This window comes from Spiroplasma melliferum KC3, assembly GCF_000236085.2.
Taxonomy (GTDB): Bacteria; Bacillota_I; Bacilli_A; order Mycoplasmatales; family Mycoplasmataceae; genus Spiroplasma; species Spiroplasma melliferum.
This window is the reverse complement of record NZ_AGBZ02000001.1, coordinates 615,794-635,545: the sequence shown is the minus strand read 5'-3', so window position 1 is coordinate 635,545 and position 19,752 is coordinate 615,794. Positions and strand designations below refer to the sequence as shown.

The window sequence follows — 19,752 nt, the reverse complement described above, 5'->3', positions numbered from 1 at the left end:
ATGATTAAAATAATCATTAAAATTTTAATTTTATCTTGTAAAACCTATTAACCACACTAAAGGGCATAGGTGAGCATTAGCTACTTTAACATTTTTCAATATTAATTATACGATGTTTTTCAAATTTAGTCAATAATATTAATAAGAAATTTAATGAAGATGGTAAGAAATAGTTGGAACTTTTAACGATAAATTTTATTTGGAATAACAACAATTATTCTTCAAACAAAGAAACTTATTTACAAATTAGTTTTTACCCATTAAATATTTGAAAAAAAATAATTATTTTAAAGAAAATAAAAAAACAAGAAGTTCTTGTTTTTTATAAATAATTAAACAACTTTAAATTCTATTGTTTGTAAAAATTTGTTTTCCTTAGTATTTGTTTCGTCATAATTTGGTTGAAAGAAAAAACTATAAAAAAAAGTATTATAACCAAAGTTAAGATGGCTTCATGAATAATAACCTTTCCTTTTTCAAAGATATTGAAACATAAATGATTTTTGTTTTTTTATTAAATTGATTGTCTCGACTGTGTCACCAAGATTTATATAGCTATTTCAGGTTGTTGTTGAATCTAATGTAGTTTGAAATATATCAAAAACCTCCTGAATTATGTCAACAAAAATATCTCTAATAAATTTATTTTCCGAAAAAGAAGTAAGTTTTTTTATTAAATTATTAAAATCATCTTGGTTTACTTTAAAAACAAGTTTATCGTTATATGTTTCAATCTGATAATAATGTCAAAAATCCATTGTTACTTTCGCAAATTCTTCCAATTGTTGGTCAACTTTATCTTTTGGTACTAAGACTTTAATTGGTGTCTTTAAATTTCTTCGCTGCGGAGTTTTATCTTTAAACGGTAAATTTTCAATTGTTAAATTATCAGGAGTAAAAGAATCAACATTATATTTTACATAATAATCTGATAAAGTATCTGTGGAAAAATAATTCTTTTTATAAAATTGTAAGAACTTTTCTGATGTTAATTTATCTGGACGATAGCCTTCACCAGCCCATGCTAAAACCGAATCGCTTTTCTCAACTATTCTGCTTAATGTAAAAGATGAATCAAAAGAATTTCAGTTAGCAGACCCCCTAAATAAAATCCCTCTTGTTGTTAATTCTTCTGTAATCATTGGTCAAATTACTGATGTATAAACCTTATTATAACTACGGTTTTCTATAATAATTTGATAGTTTTCTTTTTTAAAAAGATCATTAATAAAAGTAATAAAATAATTTTCAAGATTATTTTGAATACCACTTAAAGCTTCAACATCATTGCAAATAATAACTAACCTATTAATGTAGTTAAACTGTTGCAATTCTTTAAACCTAACTTCATAAGTAATATTAACCTGGACTGTAATTCCTAACACTGCTTGGGGAGTATCTGCTAATAGTTTTGCTATGTTCTCAAAATTAATATTATATAAATCAAATGAAATGTCATTTTCTCCTAAGAATAATGGCATTGTATTAACATAATAATTTGAATATTTATTCGCTAATTGCTGATTAAAATTATCAAATTCTGCTTGAAAACCAACAAGCAACTGTTCTAAAAAACGATATGCTCTAATCGCTACGCCAGTTAAAGTTAATCCATCGGTTATTTTTAGTTTTGTAATTAACGCGGCCAATGATTCCATTTGGTCAGGATACATCTTAATATCAATTGTTGATTTATCTTGTCATCAATTGATAAAATACTGCTTTGCTTCGTTCTTAATATTATTTAAAATCAGAAGATCTTTATTAACATCTTGGTCATCGTTATCATCATACTCATGTTTTGCTCGCGCTGTACAACTAGCCACCTCAAAACTACTACCAATACCTAAAACAAGAACACTAAAAAGTGTTAATAACCGTTTCATCTAATTGTCACCTTCCTTTTGTAAGACACTTTTAATTATACTTATTAAAAAAAAAAAAAAAAAAGTACCCCTGTACCTTTAACAAATTATTTGCTTGACTAGATGATTGTGCACAAAAATTTTGGACATATTTCAAGATTAATCTAAAATAAATTTAGAAGGATTAAAATAATAACAAGTATTATTACAAAAAATGAACTATATAAATATATTGTAGTTTTAAAAAATGATATAGACAAGTAGAAGCAACCAAGGAGACAAATTATATTTATCATAATTTATTTAACTATTTTAATTTATGTCATAAATACTATCTTAAGATTCATTCATTGAATCAATTAATTAAATTATTTTATAAAGGAAAGCAGACATTTATTTATAAAACTAATTTTTTGACAAAATCTAATTTTTAAATAATTTAAATTTAAAATAACTAAAAACAACACTTAAAATCGTTTATCATATTTAACTTATTTATTTTTTTAATTTTATTGTTTTTGTTTTAAATGTGCCACCGATTTTTGTCTTTAATAAAGTAAATTTCATATATAGTTGTAGAATGTTAAAAATAAAAAGTAGTATTCTAGTTTTAAAAATACTACTTTTTTTAAATTAAAAAGTTAGTGCGATGGAACCTATTGTAAGAAAGAGATTGTTATGAAGTTAAGGATTAAATCATTTTTGCACTTCACTGCGTAGTGAAGTCAATAATAGCACTGGAAAAATAACACCCAAAAGAAATGATAAAGCTAAGAAATAAGAAATAATACTAATATATAATTGCATTTTGTTATTTTTTGAGTTAGAAACAATTAATCCTAACAAAAAGGAAATTAAACTTGCAATAAAAAGTATTACAATTGTTAAAAATGTTTCAAATGACATTTCTATTACCGTTAAGTCTACTTTCCCTGTGATAAAGAAATTAAGTCCTGTTGGGAACAAAATAACATAAAGCAATCACACCACCATTACCAAATTAAAAATTCAAATCCCGTGTTTTCCCACTTTGTTATATTTATTATTATAATTTTGAAAATCAAAAGCATAACTTTCTTGACAACTAGGATCAAGATATAATAACATGCTAGGAAAAAACATTATAATTGAAGGAAGCACACTAATTAAAATCAAAATTGGCCGAATAAATTTAACTTTTTTAGTTTTAATACAAAAAATAACAATGTTACAAATAAAACCAAAGAAAGTAAAACTAACTAAAATCATACAATATGCTCACACTAATAAATAATTAAAATAATAGCTTGTTACTTCACCACCATTTGTTGCTACGATTTGATAAAATAAAAAGAATGGCAAAACTGTCAAAACACTAACTTGATAAATTCCTATTATTCACATACCTCATAAAAATAATTTACGATTTTTCACTATGACATTTCCTTCCTATTAACGATGTGAAAACCAAACTGGAGTCACCAAATAAAAATGAACTATCATTCCATCATTAGTGTTTCAATCATTTCCAATTAAACTTAATATTCCACTAGCAATCGTGAGAATTGTTCCATATGATGTTTGTGATAACCCATCAGCAAAAATACCAGTAGCATTACCACCATTTGTTAATAAGTTATAGATTTGGTCACATCTTCATTTCGCAATGTGCAATTTTCAATATCCAAATCAGTATCATTTTGCTTCTTGCATAAAACCATTATGTCAACCATATGCAATGTTATTAACAAAAAATGGTTTATCAATATTAAACTTAAGGATACCTAACTGGTCCATTAACTTTAAATAAACAAGATACTCATTACTTGTTAAAAATTGATAATCTGTTGTACTTCATAATGTTTGATCTAATCGCTGATGGTCAATTTTAATTTTATTTTCTATTTTTCTAATTGCAGCTAATAAATTATTTTGTTGTTTAACACTAATTAAATTATCATCCTGTATTATTTGTTGATCAGAAGTTATTATACTTGTTGGTAAACTCATCCGTTGTTCTGGTTTTATTTTTCGTTTTTGTAAACTATCATTTGTTATATTAATTGTTAGAGTTGCTAATAAAATGATACTAAAAATCATTAATAACTTTTTCATTATTAAACTTTCCTTCTAATTAAGTTTCATATTATGTGTTAAATACTTGAAGAATTAATAAACAATTATCATAATTTCTCTTAATTTTATTGTAGCATAAAAAATAATTCTTATTGAATTGATTAATAGAAATCAGATGGGATGAAATAATTGGAGTTTTTAACAGTAAATTTTAAATGAGTAAAAAAGACTGCTTTTTCAGTCTTTTTGTTGATTATTATAAAATTAGTTTTGACACCAATTATTTCATCCCAGCTTTTAAATTAACTTAATAACACAAATAATTGTTTTTTCCCTACTCTAATTGGTGATGAAACTCTTTTAAAATTTGTTGTTCTGCTTTTGATAATAAACCTTCAGTTGTTACTAAACTATTAAAATTAGTTAAAGAATAGAAAGGAATTTCTAACGTATTAAATGCATCGCATGCCTTTTTTAATTGATAACTAAAAATTGCTAATACCGCAATAACTTCCATTCCGGCCGCTTGTAAAGTTTTAACAACTTCAATAACCGACCCTCCTGTAGAAATTAAGTCTTCAATGACAACAACCTTTTGTCCCTTTTCATAGACTCCTTCAATTTGATTTTGTTTCCCATGGTCTTTTTTACTACTGCGAACATAACCAAATGGTAATTGTAATAAATGTCCCAATAGCGCAGCATGGGGGATTCCTGCTGTGGCTGTTCCAAAAATATTATCAATTCTATCTTGTCCTAAATTAGTCCTAATAAGTTCAGCAAAACTTTCAGCAATTGCTCACCGTAAATGAGGATAACCCATCGTTAATCGATTATCAATATAAATTGGTGCTTTAATCCCTGATGCTCAAGTATATAATTCTGTAATATTAATACTAATTGCTTTAATTTTAATTAATTCCGTAATAATGTTTTTCATGTTCATTAGTCCCTTCTACGTTGTTAATGTTGCTATAATCTGTTGATAAACTATCGCCGGCTCAGCAGCCATTGTAATTGCCCGTCCAATTACTAAATAATCCGCTCCTAATTCTTTCGCAAGAATTGGTGTCGCCACCCGTTTTTGATCAGTTTGTTGAGCTATTAATTGAATTCCAGGTGTAATTGTTTTCAACGATGGAAACTGTGTTTTAATCATCTTTGCTTCTCATGGCGAACAAATCACACCGTAAAAATTATTAACTACTGCTAATTTTGCTAAATTTTGTACTAATTGCTCTGTTGTTAATGTTGAAGATAAAAATAAGGTTTGAAGGTCAGCATTATCTAGACTAGTTAACACTGTTACACCTAATAATTTAATTGAAGTATTTTGAACAACTTTATGTGCTAATTCTAATGTTTTTTCACCACTTGTTAAATGAATTGTCACAAAGTCAACTTGATATTGCTTTAATGCTTTTAAAGCCTTCTCAACTGTAATTGGAATATCATTTAATTTTAAATCAAGAAAAATAATATGTCCTTGCTGTTTTAATTTATTAATAATTTCAAAACCAACTGCATAAATCAATTCCATTCCAATTTTTAAAAATAATCGTTGGGACGGAAACTTGTTTAAAAAAGTTCATAATTGTTCTTCCGTATTAAAATCACACGCAATAAATATTTTTGGCATAATTATTTCTCCTTCTGGTGAGCGATTCCCACAATATCACTTAAATGCTGTAAATTTTGTTCTGCACAATATGTTACTAAATCTCTTTTAATTTCTAAAACAAGGTTTGGATTTGTAAATAAACTAGTACCAATCGCAACAATACTCGCTCCCGCCATTAAAAATTCTAGAACATCATTGGCAGAACTAACACCCCCCATCCCAATAACTGGAATCGTAACCACACTAGCAACTTCATAAACCATCCGAATCGCAATTGGTTTAATGCAAGGTCCACTTAATCCTCCTATAATATTACCTAGCACTGGTCTTTTAGTTTTAAGATTAATCTGCATTGCAGGAATCGTATTAATTAAACTAATTGCATCTGCTCCTTCTTCTTGACAAATAATCGCAAATTGCTTAATGTCACTAACTGATGGGGACAATTTCACAATTAATTTCTTTTTTGTTAAAACACGACGAACTTTTTTAACTACTTGTCGTGTTACTGTTGGATCGGTTCCAAACAAAATACCCCCTTCTTTAACATTTGGACAAGAAATATTTAGTTCAACAAAAGCAATTGCAGCAATTTCATTAATAGCAGTTGCTAATATTTCGTATTCTTCAATTGTTTTTCCATTTAAATTAACAATAATTGGAATCTGAAATGCGGTAAAGGTTGGAACAATCTTTGCTTTAAAATAATCTAACCCTGGGTTTTCTAAACCAATAGAATTAATTAATCCTCCTGTAACTTCTGCTAATCGCGGTGAACTATTGCCTAATCGTGGTTCTAATGTAATTCCTTTTGTTGTTAACATTCCTAATTCATTAACAGCAAAGAAGTCCTGGTAACATTCACCATAGCCAAAAGTTCCACTTGCTGTTGTTAAAGGGCAATTTAAGGTATATCCTAAAAATTTTGTTTTTAACATAGTAATTTTCATCCTTCCTACTTTTAATATTCAACAACAATGATTGGTCCATCTGTACAAATTTTTTTATTAACTCCATCAATTGTTTTTGTGCATCCCATACATGCACCAACACCACAAGCCATATGACTTTCATATGAAATTTGGGTAGCAATTTGTTGCGCTTTTGCTAATTCATTAATTTTTGTTAAAACAATATCTGGTCCACAAGCAATAATTAGTTTGGGTTTTGATTTTGTTAAATAATTTTCTAAGGCTGTTACAATATTTTGTTGTTGACCAATTGAACCATCATCAGTGTTTAAAAAGAAATTATTATTATCTTGAAATAAAGTTACTACATTTAAAGCATCTTTTGTTCGCCCCCCAAAAATAACATGGTATTTTTTTTCTTTTTTAATTAAATCATCAATTAATGCTTTCATTGGTGCAATTCCAATTCCACCTGCAACAATTAAAATGTCATCTATTGTTGGAGTAATTTGAAAACCTTGACCATGTGGGCCTTGGATTTGAACAACTTGGCCAACTTTTCATTGATTAGCCATATACCATGTTCCTAATCCTTTACACTGATAATAAATGCTAATTGTTTCAGCAACTGGATTAATGTCAAAAAAACTAAATGGTCGTTTTAAGAAAAATTGTTGTTGTGGTTCAACAAGAACAAACTGACCTGAGCGAGCAATTTTACTAAGATGTGGTGCTTTAAATGTTGCTAATCATAAATCAGGACCCAATTGTTGATTTGACAATAAAATAGTTGATTCAATAATTTGTTTTGTCATAGTTATTCCTCCTTTAAATGATATATTTGACCTTGATAAACATTAATAATGGGTCATCCCGTTAATTTTTCTCCTAAAAATGGAGTATTTATTGATTTTGATTGTAATAACTCTGGGGTCACAACTTTGCTTAACGATAAATCAATCACTGTAAAATTAGCATAATTATTAACCTCTAATTGAACATTATGATGTTTAATTAATTGCTGTGGATTAACTGTTAAAGCATTAATAATAGTTGATAATGACACTTGTTGTGGAAGCACTAACTTTGTATATAATAATGGAAATGTTAATTGTAAACCTATAATTCCCATAGCACTATTTGCAAACTCACCTTTCTCCCTTGTTTGGTGTGGAGCATGATCAGTTGCAATAACATCAATTATGCCCTCATTTAAAGCTTTTATTAAACTTAATTGATCATTTATCCTATTTAAGGGTGGATTCATTAAATAATTCCCATCATTTGTTGTAATATCATCAACTGATAATGTTAAATGATGCGGAGTGACTTCACAAGTTAAAAATGGATTAATTTTTTTACCTTTGCGAATTAAAGCAATACTTTTAGCTGTTGAAACATGACATACATGATAAGGTAATTGCTGTTTATTAACAAGTTTTAGATCATTGTGTAATGGTTCGGCTTCATAATTATCATCAACACCAATTAATCCAAACTTTTGGGCAATTTGGTGCTGCAAAACAACTGTTTGTTCATTTATATTTTGACGATTATCAACGTGCAATGAAATAAGTTTTTGGTTTGCTTGACCATATTCTAAAGCCTTAATTAATAAAGATTGATTTGCTAAATAAACCCCATCATCGCTAAAACCAATAACATCATCCTTGATTTTTGCAAAATCAACCAATTCTTGACCAGCTAATTGTTTTGTAATTGCCCCAAAAAATTGAACATTAATTGGTAATTTCGCTGCTTTAACTAATAATGGTGCTAAAACAGCAATATTATCAATTGCTGGCTTTGTATTCGCCATCACACATACTGTCTGATAACCACCATATAAACCACTATTTGCTCCTGTTATTAAATCTTCTTTTGTTGTTTGACCAGGTTCACGAAAATGAGCATGTAAATCAATAAAACTAGGAACAATGAGACAATTTGCTGACAACTTAATTTCTGTTCCCAAAATAGTTGGACCAATGCGCATAATTTTATTTCCTTTAATCGTAATATTTGTTTGTTTGAAACCAGTTGGTAAATAAACGTTGGCGTTAGTAAAAGTATAAATCATCTTAATTATCTGCTAAAATATTATTTATTAACTAACACAACTGCACATCATTAAAATAAATATTGCAAAATTTAAAATAATATATTACAATCAAATTAACTTTCAATTAACTAACACAACTGCACATCATTAAAATAAATATTGCAAAATTTAAAATAATATATTACAATCAAATTAACTTTCAAATATAAACACTTAATTATATTGAAAGTTTCAAACTATTTATAGTTTCCTTGGACGGAACTTTTAAATGTAATTTAGTGTTTTTTTATTTGGAAGGAGTTTATAAAAATGAATAATGTTTTTATTCAAGATAATTTAACAAATAAACGTCATAATGTATTTATGAATGCTTTAAATTATGTTAAAAAAGAATATTATTTAAAAAAAGTGTTTTATGGTAATTATGTTAAAAATATTGTTTTACCGCTAGAATTAGTTAATAATAATCCTCGTAATAAAATGGGAGTTAAAAATACTGGAAAAAATGATAAAAAATTGTGGAATAGTCGTATTCGCTCGCAAGGAAATTGTATTCGGAAAGCATATGAAAATTTTTGAAATTGTAAAAATTTAAGTTTTTTGACTTTAACTTATGCCGTTAATGAGAAAGATGTTAAAAAATGTAAAAATGATTTAAAGTTATTTTTTAATAATATAAATCGTTGATGAAACAATCCTATTCGTTCTAAAAATCATAAAGGAATTTTAAAATATATGTATACTTATGAGTATCAAAAACGCGGAGCAGTTCACTTTCATATCATATTAAACCAAAAAATACCTAACAGTGTTGTACAACAATACTGAAAACACGGTATTAATAAAAATATTAAAGTTCGTGCAGGTTCTAATGAAGATGTTGTTAAATATCTTGCTAAATATATTGTTAAAACTGCTAATAATGATAAGTCCCAAAATCATTATGATTTAAACATTAAAGCGTATCAATTTAGTAAAAATTGTAAAAATCCAAAGGTTAAAGTCGGTGTTATTGAATTATCTGAACAAGATTTAATTTATTCAGTTAAAGATAACTTAAATTATTTTTCTTTTTGTGATAAAAATGGTTATAAAATTGGTTTTAGTTGTGATAGTTATTATGGTTTAGATAAATTTAGAGAATTTAAAAAATATGTTTCTGCTGATAGAAAAATATTTAGAAATTTAGTTAAAAATACTAATTTTACTGTTAATAAAAATACCAATTTAAGGTGTTAAAAATAGTTTATTCGTTCAATTTCGAAATTGAATGTACAAACTTGTTAATTCAAATACGTATTTGAAGGGAGATTAATTTTATGGCAGATAGAGATGTTAAATGTAAAGAATGTGGCAAAATTTGAACTTTTACTACTAAAAATACAACTTATAATAGTTTTAGGGGTTTAGCAAAAGATACTATGATATCTTATGGTCATTATTATTTTTGCCCTGATAATAATTGTTTAGGTATGTATAAACATCGAAGACAGGATAATTGTTGTATTCATAAAAAATAAAAAAATGAGTTAAAAACTCATTAAAAAATGTGGCAATTGCCTTGGACAACAATTACCACAAATTAATTAAAACAAAAAAAACAAGTTTAGATTTATATTTTATTTGACAATTTCAATTTTTGTTGTATTATTGAATTAACTTAAACATTTAATTATGTTTGAGTTTCAAATCTTAAAAGGTTTCCTTGGACGGAACTTAAATATAATTAAATGTTTTTTTATGCTTATTTATAAACTTTATTTAAACAAAAAACACTAATTTTTTATTATAATTTTTAATTAATCATTTTTTATATTTAAGTTTCAAACCTGAAATCTTTTAAGAATCTATATAGATTTTTAAAAGAAAGGAGAAATCTTATGAATGGATTTCTAGTACAGTTGATAGATATTGCAACGGGTAAAATTATTAAAGATGACAAAGGTAATGAAAGTAAATGAGATAGTTATACATTTACACCAGTTATTAAATTAGAAAATGGTACTGTTAAAGGTACAAAAGATTTGTCAAAATCAAAATGATTTAAAATAACTGATGAAAATTATTTAGAATTAAAACCTTATTTAATTGATGGTAATTTATTTTATGTTTCGCTTAAATGGGATGGAAAAATTAATATTGTTGAACCATATACAGAAAATTATAACGAGCAAGAATTCATTAACAAATATTCTAATAATTCATCAATAACAGAAAGCAATAGTTAATATGAAACAACAATTATGTATTGTTTGTATTAATGATACTGTTTGAGAAAATGGATCTCGTTATTGTTGAAATTGTGTTAATGAAAATGTTATTTTAATTAATCAATATTATTCTAGGTTAGAAAATGACTAAGAAAAAAACAGATTGTTAAGGTTATAAATGGCAAAGAATAAAGATAAATTGATTATTAAATTAGAAAAATTAATGTTAAGGTCATATCCAGTTTCAGCAGATGAAATTACTAATGAACATTGAGCAATAGTAAAGAAAAATTAGAATGAAAAAGCAAACTAAGTTATATAAACAACGATTAAAATATTTGGTTAATGTTATACATCAATGTTTACCTACTAAAATACCATTATTTATGTTAAGAAAAGTAATTAAGTTATATCTTAATCATAATGTTATTGATATTGGTGTTATGGAAGAACAACATTTTAAGTTATTAGTAGAACAAGTAAAAAATTATATGTTAAAAATAGAAAGTGAGAATCAAAAATAATGGATATAGTTGCTATGATTTTATTAGTTTCAATAATTATTTTATTGTATATTTATGTTATTTCTTCTATGTTTTTTGATAAAAGAAAAATTAAAAAAGATAAATTACAAAATGAAAAATTAGAACTTGAAAATGAGAAATTAAAGTTAGAAATTAAAGATTTAAAAAATAAGGAGAGTGATAATTAATGACTGTTTTTGCAACAATTATTTTAATACTATCAATGTTTATGTTATTAATATTTTTAACAGTAAGTACAGTATTTAAGATTAAAAATAAATATTTAATTTGTCCGCATTGTTCTAAAAAAGTAGAATTTAAAGAATGGGGAAAACGAAAAATTAAAAAAGCAGATAAATCTGTTGAATAAGTTAATATCAATAAAATACCTTGGCAAGTATAAAAATTGATTTTAGTTTTTAGTGTTAATTACTAAAATCAAGGTTAGAGATTGCCAAGGTTTTATTATTAATAGAAAGTATTTTAAGTGAGGTGTTGTTAATGAATGCAAATTTTTTAGCAGAAGGTACTAGTCCTGACGCAAGTGTTATTAAGCAAATAGCAGATTTTGCTGGTGTTCTTGCTGATTGGGCGATTGCTTTTACTAACTGATTTATCGGTTTTTTAGGGTCACATATGTTATTAATTATTCCGTTAGTTTTAATGTTTGTGGTTTTAGGAATTGAAACAATCAGAAAGTTAATTCACGGATATTAATATTTAATAATAAACTCTAACCTTGATTTTAGTAGTTAACATTTAGGAAAGGAATAAGAAAAATGCAAAGTGTATGAGATTTATATTATGAATTTATGACTATTATTTTTGGAGTTAATCACCCTATTATTTTAGATATTGTTATATTTGTTGTATTTTTAATACTTGTTTTTGGTTTATTATTTTTAATTTTAAGCTGTATTTTTAGGTGGATAAAATAATGGACTGAAATATTTTTTTGCAACGAGTATATCGAGGTCTTTTACAAATTTTTTATTTTATTCCAAAAACTGAAATTGATAATTTTGTCGGTAGTTCTATTGATAATATTACTTATTCAGTAATTATGATAGGTATTTGATTAGTTGTTTTTTTCCTAATTTGGTTATCAATATTTATTTTATATAAAACAATTAGATTGGTGGTGTAGACATGTTTAAAATTTATTTTAATTTATTTAGAAGACAAAAGAATATTAAATTTTCTTATTGATTTGTAAATTGATTTATAGCAAATATTTTATTTTATCTTTTTATTGTTTGTTTTAATTTACAGTTTATATATTTTAGTTCTACATCAGTTACTGATATTATCCTTTTTATTTTTTTAGTAATTTTTGATATTATCTTTTTTTGGTCTTTTTTTAGTAATCTTTTTCAAACACGAAAATTGATTAAAATTATTAAAAGTAGTCCAATATCAATTATTAATGGTGCTTTGGGTACTGGTAAAACTTTATTGATGACTTATTTATCGCAAATTGCTAAGTTTGACAATGTTTATTCTAATTATTTTATTAATGATGAAAAAATAGGAGTTTTAGGTTTAAATCATTTAGATTTTAAAAATAAAAATTATAAAATACCGCCAAATGATAGTTTAATTTTGTTTGATGAAATATTTTTGTATATGAATGGTGCTAAACCGGAAGAAAATAATAAAAAGTTTAGCGGTTTAATTCCATATTTTTTGTTATGTCGTCAGTTTGATAATAATATTGTTTTTGCTGGACAACGAATTAATCAAAATTGAGTGGAATATAGAGAGATTGCTAATATGATTATTGTTCCTATGCAGTGTATTAAACCTAGTATATTTTTTCCTTATTTTAAAATGAAAATAGGTTTTTTTGATGACTTAGATGATTATTTAGTATGAAAAACAGAAACAGTTAAACGAACAGCAAACGGTAAAAGAGTTCGTAAAAAGTCTAATAAAGATATTGGTATTAATTTTGTTAAGATAACAATTCCTTTGTCTATTGCTATGCAATATGATAGTAAATATTTAAAATTTGTGCGTGATTTAAAAAATGATAAAGTACCAAGTTATATTAAACAAAATTGACCTAGTATTGTTAAAAAAGATATTACAATTAATGAATTACGAGAAATGGGTATGGAACATTTATTAAAGAATTTGGGGGAATTAGAAAATGATTAATTTACTTGCTAATGATGTATGAAATGGTGCCATTAATGTTGTAGTCGATATTTTTATGAAAATTATGGATTGAATGTGAGCATTAAAATTGCCTGGTACAAATATTCCTTTATTTGTAATTTGAGTAATTGGTGGTGTTATAAATGTTATTTTGTTATTAGTTAATAGTTCTCGTGGTTTAAGTTCAGTTTCTCGTTCATCTTTACAAGCAAGTAAGCAAATATCTAAGGGGGTTAAAAATATAAGTAATGATTCTAAAAGTGATAATAAGGAGAGTAATAAATAATGATTAAGTTAATATTTTTCTTTGTTATTGGTTTAACTGTTGGTTTTGGTTTTATTGCTAATATTGTTATGGCAACAGATTTAGGTTTTTCAACTGTTAAACATTATTTAGAATCTGCTAACGATTTTTATAAATTGGTAGCACATTTATTTATTATTGCGACACATCCTATTTTTCAGTTATATATTGCGTTTGGAATTATCATTATGGGAATTAGACTTATTTTTATTGCATAGGAGGTTAAAACAATGCGAAAACGATTATTAGATGTATTTATTGTTTTTTATTTAATATTTGGTTGAATATTTCTTTTTTGTGGTACTGTAACAACTAATAATTTTAGCAATACCTATAAATTGTATTTAAAAAATAATGATACTTTTAAAGAATTAACTTATGACAAAGCAAATGAATATGATTTTCAGTCTACTTTAATGCTACGACAAGACTATTTTATGCAAGGTTTAGATCCTAGTAATTATGCATTTAGTTTTGGTATTAAATTGGGTGGTTGAGATGGTTTAAGTGCTGATAAAAATGATAATAATTATTGATTTAAACTTTTTACAACAAATTATAGGAGTTATGAAATTACTTGAAATTCACAAGATATTTCAAAGGGATGACAAGGAAAATTAATTTTAGATAATGATAGTACTGGTAGATTTTTAAAAATTATTGTTTATAAAAATAAAATAAAATATGATTTTATTTTTAATATAGATATATTTGAATATTTATTTTTTCCTATTGTTTCCAATCAAAGTTATAGACATTTTGATTTGAATTATTTAATTTTTAATTCTAATTATAAAAATTTAATTAATATGGATATTATTAAAAATTCTAATTCTCAATATTTTATTAATGATGTTAAGCAAGATACTTTTTCTTTGGAAAGTTTTTTTCAAATTTTAGATTATTTTTATTCTAATATTTTAAGAGTTATATTTGATATTTCTAATTTTAAAGAATTTATTTATTTTAATTCTTCTAACGAGAATACTGGTTTTGCTTTTTTTGTAAAAAATGGTTTTTTATTATATCCAAAATCAATGCTTTTTAATATTTTAAGATTCCCTGATTTATCAGCAACTTATTTAAACCCAATAGTTAATTTATATAATGCTTATAATATAAATGTTAATCAAAATTATTATTCTTTTTTTTCAAATTGACAATATCAAACTGATATTTTGCCTTCTAATAATGATAAGTATACTCAATCAATAAAATTATTAGATATGACAGATAAATCAAAATATCAAGGTTTTAATTTGATTACTTTTAATGCTATTAATATTGGTAAAGATAGTTCTATTTCAGTTAATGGTTTTAATTTTAGCCTTTATAATGCTACTGATTGAAATAATGAAATTAATAATGGTAATATTTGACGAATACCATATAAAAGTTGTAGTTGATATAATTTAGCGTGTCATATACAAAATGCGGCGATTTGATTGGTAAATAATTTGCCTGGTATGAAAGATGTATATAATTTTATTAATGGGATAGTACATGTATTTAGCAATGTGTCTGAGTTGTTTAATAATATTGGTAATTTATTTGCCTTTGATATTACATTTAAGATTATGTTAAGTTCTATTTTAGTGTTAGCGATGGTTAATGGACTTTTACGCTATTTTTAGTAGTAAAAATAATGTTGTTAAGAAAAAAAGTAAGGTGGTGCGATGGTTTATCACGCACCACCTTACTTAAAGGGGTAAAAGTCGCGGAGCGACTTAGGGGCAACGCCCCTTTACTTGAGTAAAATATATTAAAAGAAAAAATAAATTTAAATAGTATTTGATTTTATTTAAAATAACATTGAGGTGGAAAAATGAAAAAAATTTATTATTTATTATTGGGTATATCACCTAGTTTAATTCCTTTTTCAATAAATATAATTGATATGATGGTTCAAAAAAATTATAATTTAGAAAATAAAATTAGCGATTCTGGTATTGATGATTGAAATGAAAAATATATTGTTATTGATTTTTCTGTAATAAATACAATACAAGATGCATCATTCAAAAAATTTGATTTAGAAATAGAGAAAAAAATTAAAATAAATAAAAATGGCAAAAAAGAAATTATTATTAATTGAAAATATTATTCAGATGGTAAATGATCAAACATACATAAAGAAAACACTAAATGAACACATAAGGTATTTTGAATTGGAGAAATGATAAATGATTTTTTTAAAGATAATCAAAAAATATTATTTAAAAATTTAGTTCAGGGTAATAGCTTTGGATATGATATTTCACAACCTGATGCAATGATAGCACAGTTATTTATGATTGTATTTAAATTAGATTTTTCTACAATAACTGTAAATTATACGAGTCCTAATTGATTTATAGCTATTACTAGTATTGGTGGCTTTTATGTGTCTATTGAAGAAGCACCTAAACATAGAAAAATAGAACAAACTAGAAAGGGAAGACATGAACTAAATTTAGATTATTTTTCTAGAAATAAAAACTATGAAAAATATATAATGGATAAATGTTTAAATTTTATTTTTAATTCAGATATTTTTTCTAAATATAATATTGAAGATTTATGAAATAAAAATTTTATAAAATTCTTCTAGAAACCAAACATCTTTATTTTAGAGAGATTCTATACTTATTTTATTGACACCGGTCAAATGTCAAAAGAAAAAGAAAAAGTAGATAAAATTAATAAGGAAAATAGTGACTATTATCTAAAAAGTAAAAACTATTTGAGCCTTTATTTTTTATGCTATAATTAATATAGAAAATTATAAACAAGATTAACAAAGGGTAATATAAACTATTAGATAGGGCAATAGTAGTATGATATATGATTTTAATCCTTATGATTTTTTACTGAATTTAATAGAACTGCTGTTGAAAAATATAAGAAAACATTAACAGATGAATTTCAGAAGATTGATGAGGAACTTTTTCAATATATTAGAAAAGCGAATCCAACCTATAAACCAAAGGGATATCGAAAAAGAAAGTTAATATCTTCTTTTGGTGAAATTAAATTAAAACTTCATCGTTATAAATATTGAGATAATGAGAAATATAATTCAAATACAAAAGAATGTGGTAAATGAAGATACACAGTTCTATTTTTGCAACATATTAAACTAAAAAAATATCAACGACTGACACATGATTTAAGATTAAAAATTTTGAATATGATTGGTGATGGTCTAAGACATAAAGATATTTTATTAGCTTTTCCAAAATATTTATTAACTACTCAAACTATTAGCAATATTATTAAAGGAATTAAAGTTGCAGATTATATTGATAATTCAGAAATTAAAAAGATTGATGTAACAGCATTAGCTGAGAATAAAATACATATTGCATTGGATGATACTTTTTTGAAAGCATTTACTAAGAGGAAAAAGAAATCAAAATTTAGAATTAGATCGTTAACAACTTATACAGGGCATGATAAAAAAGAAAGTTTTAATTATCGTAAGATTCTTGAAAATAAAAAGTCAGATTATAAAATGGTTAAAATTGGACAAGCTATAAAAACTGTTGATTATGTTGATGAAATATTAAATCATATTAACAAATATTATATTATTAATTCAGATACAAAGTTTATTGTTGGTGGTGATGGTGCTAGATGAATATCTGAAGTTGCTAATATTTTAGCTGCTGAATATGTTTTAGATAAATTTCATGCACTACGTTTGATAAAAAGTTTACTTTCAATTAGAACTTCTGAATATCATAAAAATAATTTTAAAAAAGCACAAGAATTTTTTTCAAAAGGTAAAGTAGATGATTTATTACAATTAATTGAAGGTTATAAAGGGGATTTGCTAATTCCTAAACAAGATAAAATTCAAAAAGTTTACAACTATATTAAATGTAACAGAAAGGGAATTGAATCATATCAATATTCTTGATGTTTAGGAGTTTGTGCTGAAGGGCAAATTTCACATAATTATAAACAAACATTAGGTTATGGTGCCAAAATCTTAAACGAAGAAACTTTACATAATATGTTAGATTTAAGACTTGCAAAATTAAATGGATTTAAACCAATTGAAAAATTAATCCAGGAAGAATTAATTGAATTAAAACAGGTAGATGAATTTAATAAAATTACTCGTTGAATTGATACTAATAATATTGTTGAATATAAAATTCATCAAGGAAGTACACCAATTATATATTCAGGTTCAAATGCTTATGGTAAAGCTGTTCGTGGTATCCTAACATATTAGTTCTAATAAAAATTATTTAAAAATAATTGATTTTTATGTTGCAAAAAAACTATTTTTAAGGTTAAATTTAATTAGGAAATTAAAGAAACTTAATTTTGTAGACGATTTAACTAAATAATATTAGGAATTTATCCAAAAATCATATTTTTATGGGTAACCTAAGTACTTAAAACTTTATTCTAACAATAATTTAATAATGTTGCTTTTTTTAAAAAAAGCGTAAAATTAATCTTAGTGTTAACAAATTAGACATAAAATATGTGAGGATTATGATGTTATATCGGTTAAAAAATTCAATTATATGAGCAGATATTTTAAGTTTTATTTTTGGCTTCTTAGGAGTTACTTTTGGAATCCTAAGTGTTTTAGCCTTAGAACCATTTTGAAGTGTTTATGCGAATATTCGTGATGACCAATCTTTTGCTTTAACAGCAACAACCATTTGCTGTGATAGCTTAAGTGTTTTAAGCGCAATGGTTGCTTATTATTTAGGATTAAAATTATATAATAGAACAAAAAATGAAACACGAAATGATAAACCAGAAGTTTTAAAATGTGAACGTTATTCATTTTATTGTGATTTTTGAAGTTTTATCTTTGGGATTATTGGTTTAATTTTTGGAATTATTAGTTTTGTAACATTGTTTCCGACTTTCTTTAATGAGTATACCTCATGATGAGCAACAATAACTTCCGTTTGTTTTGATGCCGTATCATGTGCTTTAGTTGGTGTTGCTATGAATTATTTTAATAAAGGAATTAAATTAACAAAATAGAAATTTTAAAGTTTTTTCCTTTTTTGACAATTATTTCGTTATAATATAATTAACTAGGTTCAATGGAAATGATTTAATAGTTTTGAAATAATTTATCAATTAGAAGGAAAAAATATAATGTTAAACAACCTTTCAAAGAAAATGAAGTTTATTTGACTAGGAATTTTAAGCGGAGTTCTTAGTATTTTTTTAATTCTAGGAATTGGCTTAACTGTTCCTGGGATGGGCTTAGAATCTTTAAAATTTATTAATAGTTTAAAAACCCAAATTCAACGAGCATTTCCGCAAGGAAAGTTTGTAATAAATGGTAAGATTAAAATTTATGAAACGCTTGCTAATACTGTTTTAAAATCATCGTATGAAGCTGATATTTTATCAGCCTTAAATTTTTACGAAAAACCAGAAGAAAACGAAGCAATAAAACAGGAATATTTACAGTTTGCTGCAACATGATTTTATAATCGTTGGGGGGCAACAATTGCAAAGCGAGAAAATATTGATTTATATGATATTGGGCTTGATTTAATCGAATTTGATAAAAGTGTTGCGACTAAATTTCATTCGTATGGTTATGTTCATACTGGAATGGAATGAATGTTTACAAGTGGTGGAATTAACCAAATGTTTAGTTCAGGTTTAAAAGAACATGCATTAATTCAGCAAACAATTAATAATCAAGAAGATTATAATCAAATGATTGATAGTGTTGGACCTGACATCAATGGGTTAGTTGTAAACAAATCAATTGGAACATATCTTGTTAATAATAAAGTTTGATTTTTAAATATGCAATTAAAAAACCTTGCTTATGGAATGACAGCGATGGCTGGTGAAAGTATTTTTGTTAATCCGGCTTTAACACCACAAGATATTATTGCGCCAATTACTGTGGATGATTTATATCACCCAAATTTTGTTAGTGCATTAAATACCACAAGAGCAGGAACTGTTTTTATCTTAATGTGACCATTTTTATTAATTAGCATTGGACCGCTTATTATTATCATTATTAGAAAAAAGAATTAACAAAGGAGAAAAAATT

The 19,752-nt window shown here is 25.2% G+C and carries 25 protein-coding genes; 17 read left to right on the top strand and 8 right to left on the bottom strand.

The window, feature by feature from the left end; translation table 4 throughout:
* Positions 1 to 332: 332 nt before the first annotated feature.
* The 8 genes from SPM_RS03120 to SPM_RS03085 form a co-directional block, all read right to left on the bottom strand.
* A complete protein-coding gene (locus SPM_RS03120) occupies positions 333 to 1,886 on the bottom strand; it encodes a hypothetical protein (protein WP_004028187.1) in 1,554 nt (517 codons plus the stop codon).
* Positions 1,887 to 2,549: 663 nt separating this feature from the next.
* The gene (locus SPM_RS03115; protein WP_004028186.1) at positions 2,550 to 3,278 is read right to left on the bottom strand and encodes a hypothetical protein; all 729 of its coding nucleotides are present in this window, start codon (positions 3,276 to 3,278) and stop codon (positions 2,550 to 2,552) included.
* Between the two features lie 18 nt (positions 3,279 to 3,296).
* Entirely contained in the window at positions 3,297 to 3,959 is a 663-nt protein-coding gene (locus tag SPM_RS03110; RefSeq protein WP_004028185.1) for a hypothetical protein, read from the bottom strand.
* Between the two features lie 295 nt (positions 3,960 to 4,254).
* Positions 4,255 to 4,860: an orotate phosphoribosyltransferase gene (pyrE, locus tag SPM_RS03105; protein WP_004028184.1), complete on the bottom strand. Its 606-nt coding sequence runs from the start codon at positions 4,858 to 4,860 to the stop codon at positions 4,255 to 4,257.
* Positions 4,861 to 4,875: 15 nt separating this feature from the next.
* Entirely contained in the window at positions 4,876 to 5,559 is a 684-nt protein-coding gene (pyrF, locus tag SPM_RS03100; protein ID WP_004028183.1) for an orotidine-5'-phosphate decarboxylase, read from the bottom strand.
* A gap of 2 nt (positions 5,560 to 5,561) precedes the next feature.
* Positions 5,562 to 6,485 (bottom strand): dihydroorotate dehydrogenase, encoded by a 924-nt coding sequence (locus SPM_RS03095; protein WP_408640682.1) that lies wholly within the window; start codon positions 6,483 to 6,485, stop codon positions 5,562 to 5,564.
* 17 nt (positions 6,486 to 6,502) lie between these two features.
* Positions 6,503 to 7,267: an iron-sulfur cluster-binding protein gene (locus tag SPM_RS03090; protein WP_004028181.1), complete on the bottom strand. Its 765-nt coding sequence runs from the start codon at positions 7,265 to 7,267 to the stop codon at positions 6,503 to 6,505.
* Positions 7,268 to 7,269: 2 nt separating this feature from the next.
* Positions 7,270 to 8,532 carry a dihydroorotase gene (locus tag SPM_RS03085; RefSeq protein WP_004028180.1) on the bottom strand — a complete coding sequence of 421 codons (1,263 nt, stop codon included), beginning with the start codon at positions 8,530 to 8,532 and terminating at the stop codon, positions 7,270 to 7,272.
* Between the two features lie 291 nt (positions 8,533 to 8,823).
* On the opposite strand from SPM_RS03085, the gene SPM_RS03080 reads away from it, so the two are divergent.
* The 17 genes from SPM_RS03080 to SPM_RS03000 all read left to right on the top strand — a co-directional run bounded on the left by SPM_RS03080 (position 8,824) and on the right by SPM_RS03000 (position 19,736).
* Positions 8,824 to 9,753, top strand: coding sequence for a rolling circle replication-associated protein (locus tag SPM_RS03080; protein WP_004027674.1), 930 nt, complete (start codon positions 8,824 to 8,826; stop codon positions 9,751 to 9,753).
* 80 nt (positions 9,754 to 9,833) lie between these two features.
* Positions 9,834 to 10,034 (top strand): hypothetical protein, encoded by a 201-nt coding sequence (locus tag SPM_RS03075; protein ID WP_004027675.1) that lies wholly within the window; start codon positions 9,834 to 9,836, stop codon positions 10,032 to 10,034.
* Between the two features lie 360 nt (positions 10,035 to 10,394).
* On the top strand, positions 10,395 to 10,742 hold the full coding sequence (locus SPM_RS03070) for a hypothetical protein (protein WP_004028179.1): 348 nt from the start codon (positions 10,395 to 10,397) through the stop codon (positions 10,740 to 10,742).
* A gap of 1 nt (position 10,743) precedes the next feature.
* The gene (locus SPM_RS06920) at positions 10,744 to 10,875 is read left to right on the top strand and encodes a hypothetical protein (RefSeq protein WP_004027677.1); all 132 of its coding nucleotides are present in this window, start codon (positions 10,744 to 10,746) and stop codon (positions 10,873 to 10,875) included.
* A gap of 145 nt (positions 10,876 to 11,020) precedes the next feature.
* Complete coding sequence (locus SPM_RS03065; RefSeq protein ID WP_004027679.1) at positions 11,021 to 11,248, top strand: hypothetical protein; 228 nt, start codon at positions 11,021 to 11,023, stop codon at positions 11,246 to 11,248.
* Positions 11,248 to 11,436 carry a hypothetical protein gene (locus tag SPM_RS03060; protein WP_004028178.1) on the top strand — a complete coding sequence of 63 codons (189 nt, stop codon included), beginning with the start codon at positions 11,248 to 11,250 and terminating at the stop codon, positions 11,434 to 11,436. The genes SPM_RS03065 and SPM_RS03060 overlap by 1 nt, the downstream gene beginning before the upstream one ends.
* A complete protein-coding gene (locus SPM_RS03055) occupies positions 11,436 to 11,618 on the top strand; it encodes a hypothetical protein (RefSeq protein ID WP_004027681.1) in 183 nt (60 codons plus the stop codon). Before SPM_RS03060 ends, SPM_RS03055 begins: the two co-directional genes overlap by 1 nt.
* Before the next feature lie 131 nt (positions 11,619 to 11,749).
* Positions 11,750 to 11,965, top strand: a complete 216-nt coding sequence (locus SPM_RS03050) for a hypothetical protein (RefSeq protein ID WP_004027682.1) — start codon at positions 11,750 to 11,752, stop codon at positions 11,963 to 11,965.
* Between the two features lie 220 nt (positions 11,966 to 12,185).
* Complete coding sequence (locus tag SPM_RS03040) at positions 12,186 to 12,395, top strand: DUF2649 family protein (RefSeq protein ID WP_004027684.1); 210 nt, start codon at positions 12,186 to 12,188, stop codon at positions 12,393 to 12,395.
* Between the two features lie 2 nt (positions 12,396 to 12,397).
* Entirely contained in the window at positions 12,398 to 13,408 is a 1,011-nt protein-coding gene (locus tag SPM_RS03035) for a membrane protein (RefSeq protein ID WP_004027685.1), read from the top strand.
* Positions 13,401 to 13,694, top strand: coding sequence for a membrane protein (locus SPM_RS03030; RefSeq protein WP_004027686.1), 294 nt, complete (start codon positions 13,401 to 13,403; stop codon positions 13,692 to 13,694). The genes SPM_RS03035 and SPM_RS03030 overlap by 8 nt, the downstream gene beginning before the upstream one ends.
* The gene (locus SPM_RS03025; RefSeq protein ID WP_004027687.1) at positions 13,694 to 13,930 is read left to right on the top strand and encodes a hypothetical protein; all 237 of its coding nucleotides are present in this window, start codon (positions 13,694 to 13,696) and stop codon (positions 13,928 to 13,930) included. Before SPM_RS03030 ends, SPM_RS03025 begins: the two co-directional genes overlap by 1 nt.
* 12 nt (positions 13,931 to 13,942) lie before the next feature.
* The gene (locus tag SPM_RS06680) at positions 13,943 to 15,346 is read left to right on the top strand and encodes a spiroplasma phage ORF1-like family protein (protein ID WP_004027688.1); all 1,404 of its coding nucleotides are present in this window, start codon (positions 13,943 to 13,945) and stop codon (positions 15,344 to 15,346) included.
* A 191-nt stretch (positions 15,347 to 15,537) separates the two neighbouring features.
* Complete coding sequence (locus tag SPM_RS03015) at positions 15,538 to 16,302, top strand: hypothetical protein (protein ID WP_004028176.1); 765 nt, start codon at positions 15,538 to 15,540, stop codon at positions 16,300 to 16,302.
* 246 nt (positions 16,303 to 16,548) lie between these two features.
* Positions 16,549 to 17,934: an Mbov_0401 family ICE element transposase-like protein gene (locus SPM_RS03010; RefSeq protein ID WP_408640681.1), complete on the top strand. Its 1,386-nt coding sequence runs from the start codon at positions 16,549 to 16,551 to the stop codon at positions 17,932 to 17,934.
* Positions 17,935 to 18,206: 272 nt separating this feature from the next.
* Positions 18,207 to 18,710 carry a hypothetical protein gene (locus tag SPM_RS03005; protein WP_004028174.1) on the top strand — a complete coding sequence of 168 codons (504 nt, stop codon included), beginning with the start codon at positions 18,207 to 18,209 and terminating at the stop codon, positions 18,708 to 18,710.
* A 117-nt stretch (positions 18,711 to 18,827) separates the two neighbouring features.
* Complete coding sequence (locus SPM_RS03000) at positions 18,828 to 19,736, top strand: hypothetical protein (RefSeq protein ID WP_004028173.1); 909 nt, start codon at positions 18,828 to 18,830, stop codon at positions 19,734 to 19,736.
* Positions 19,737 to 19,752 lie beyond the last annotated feature (16 nt).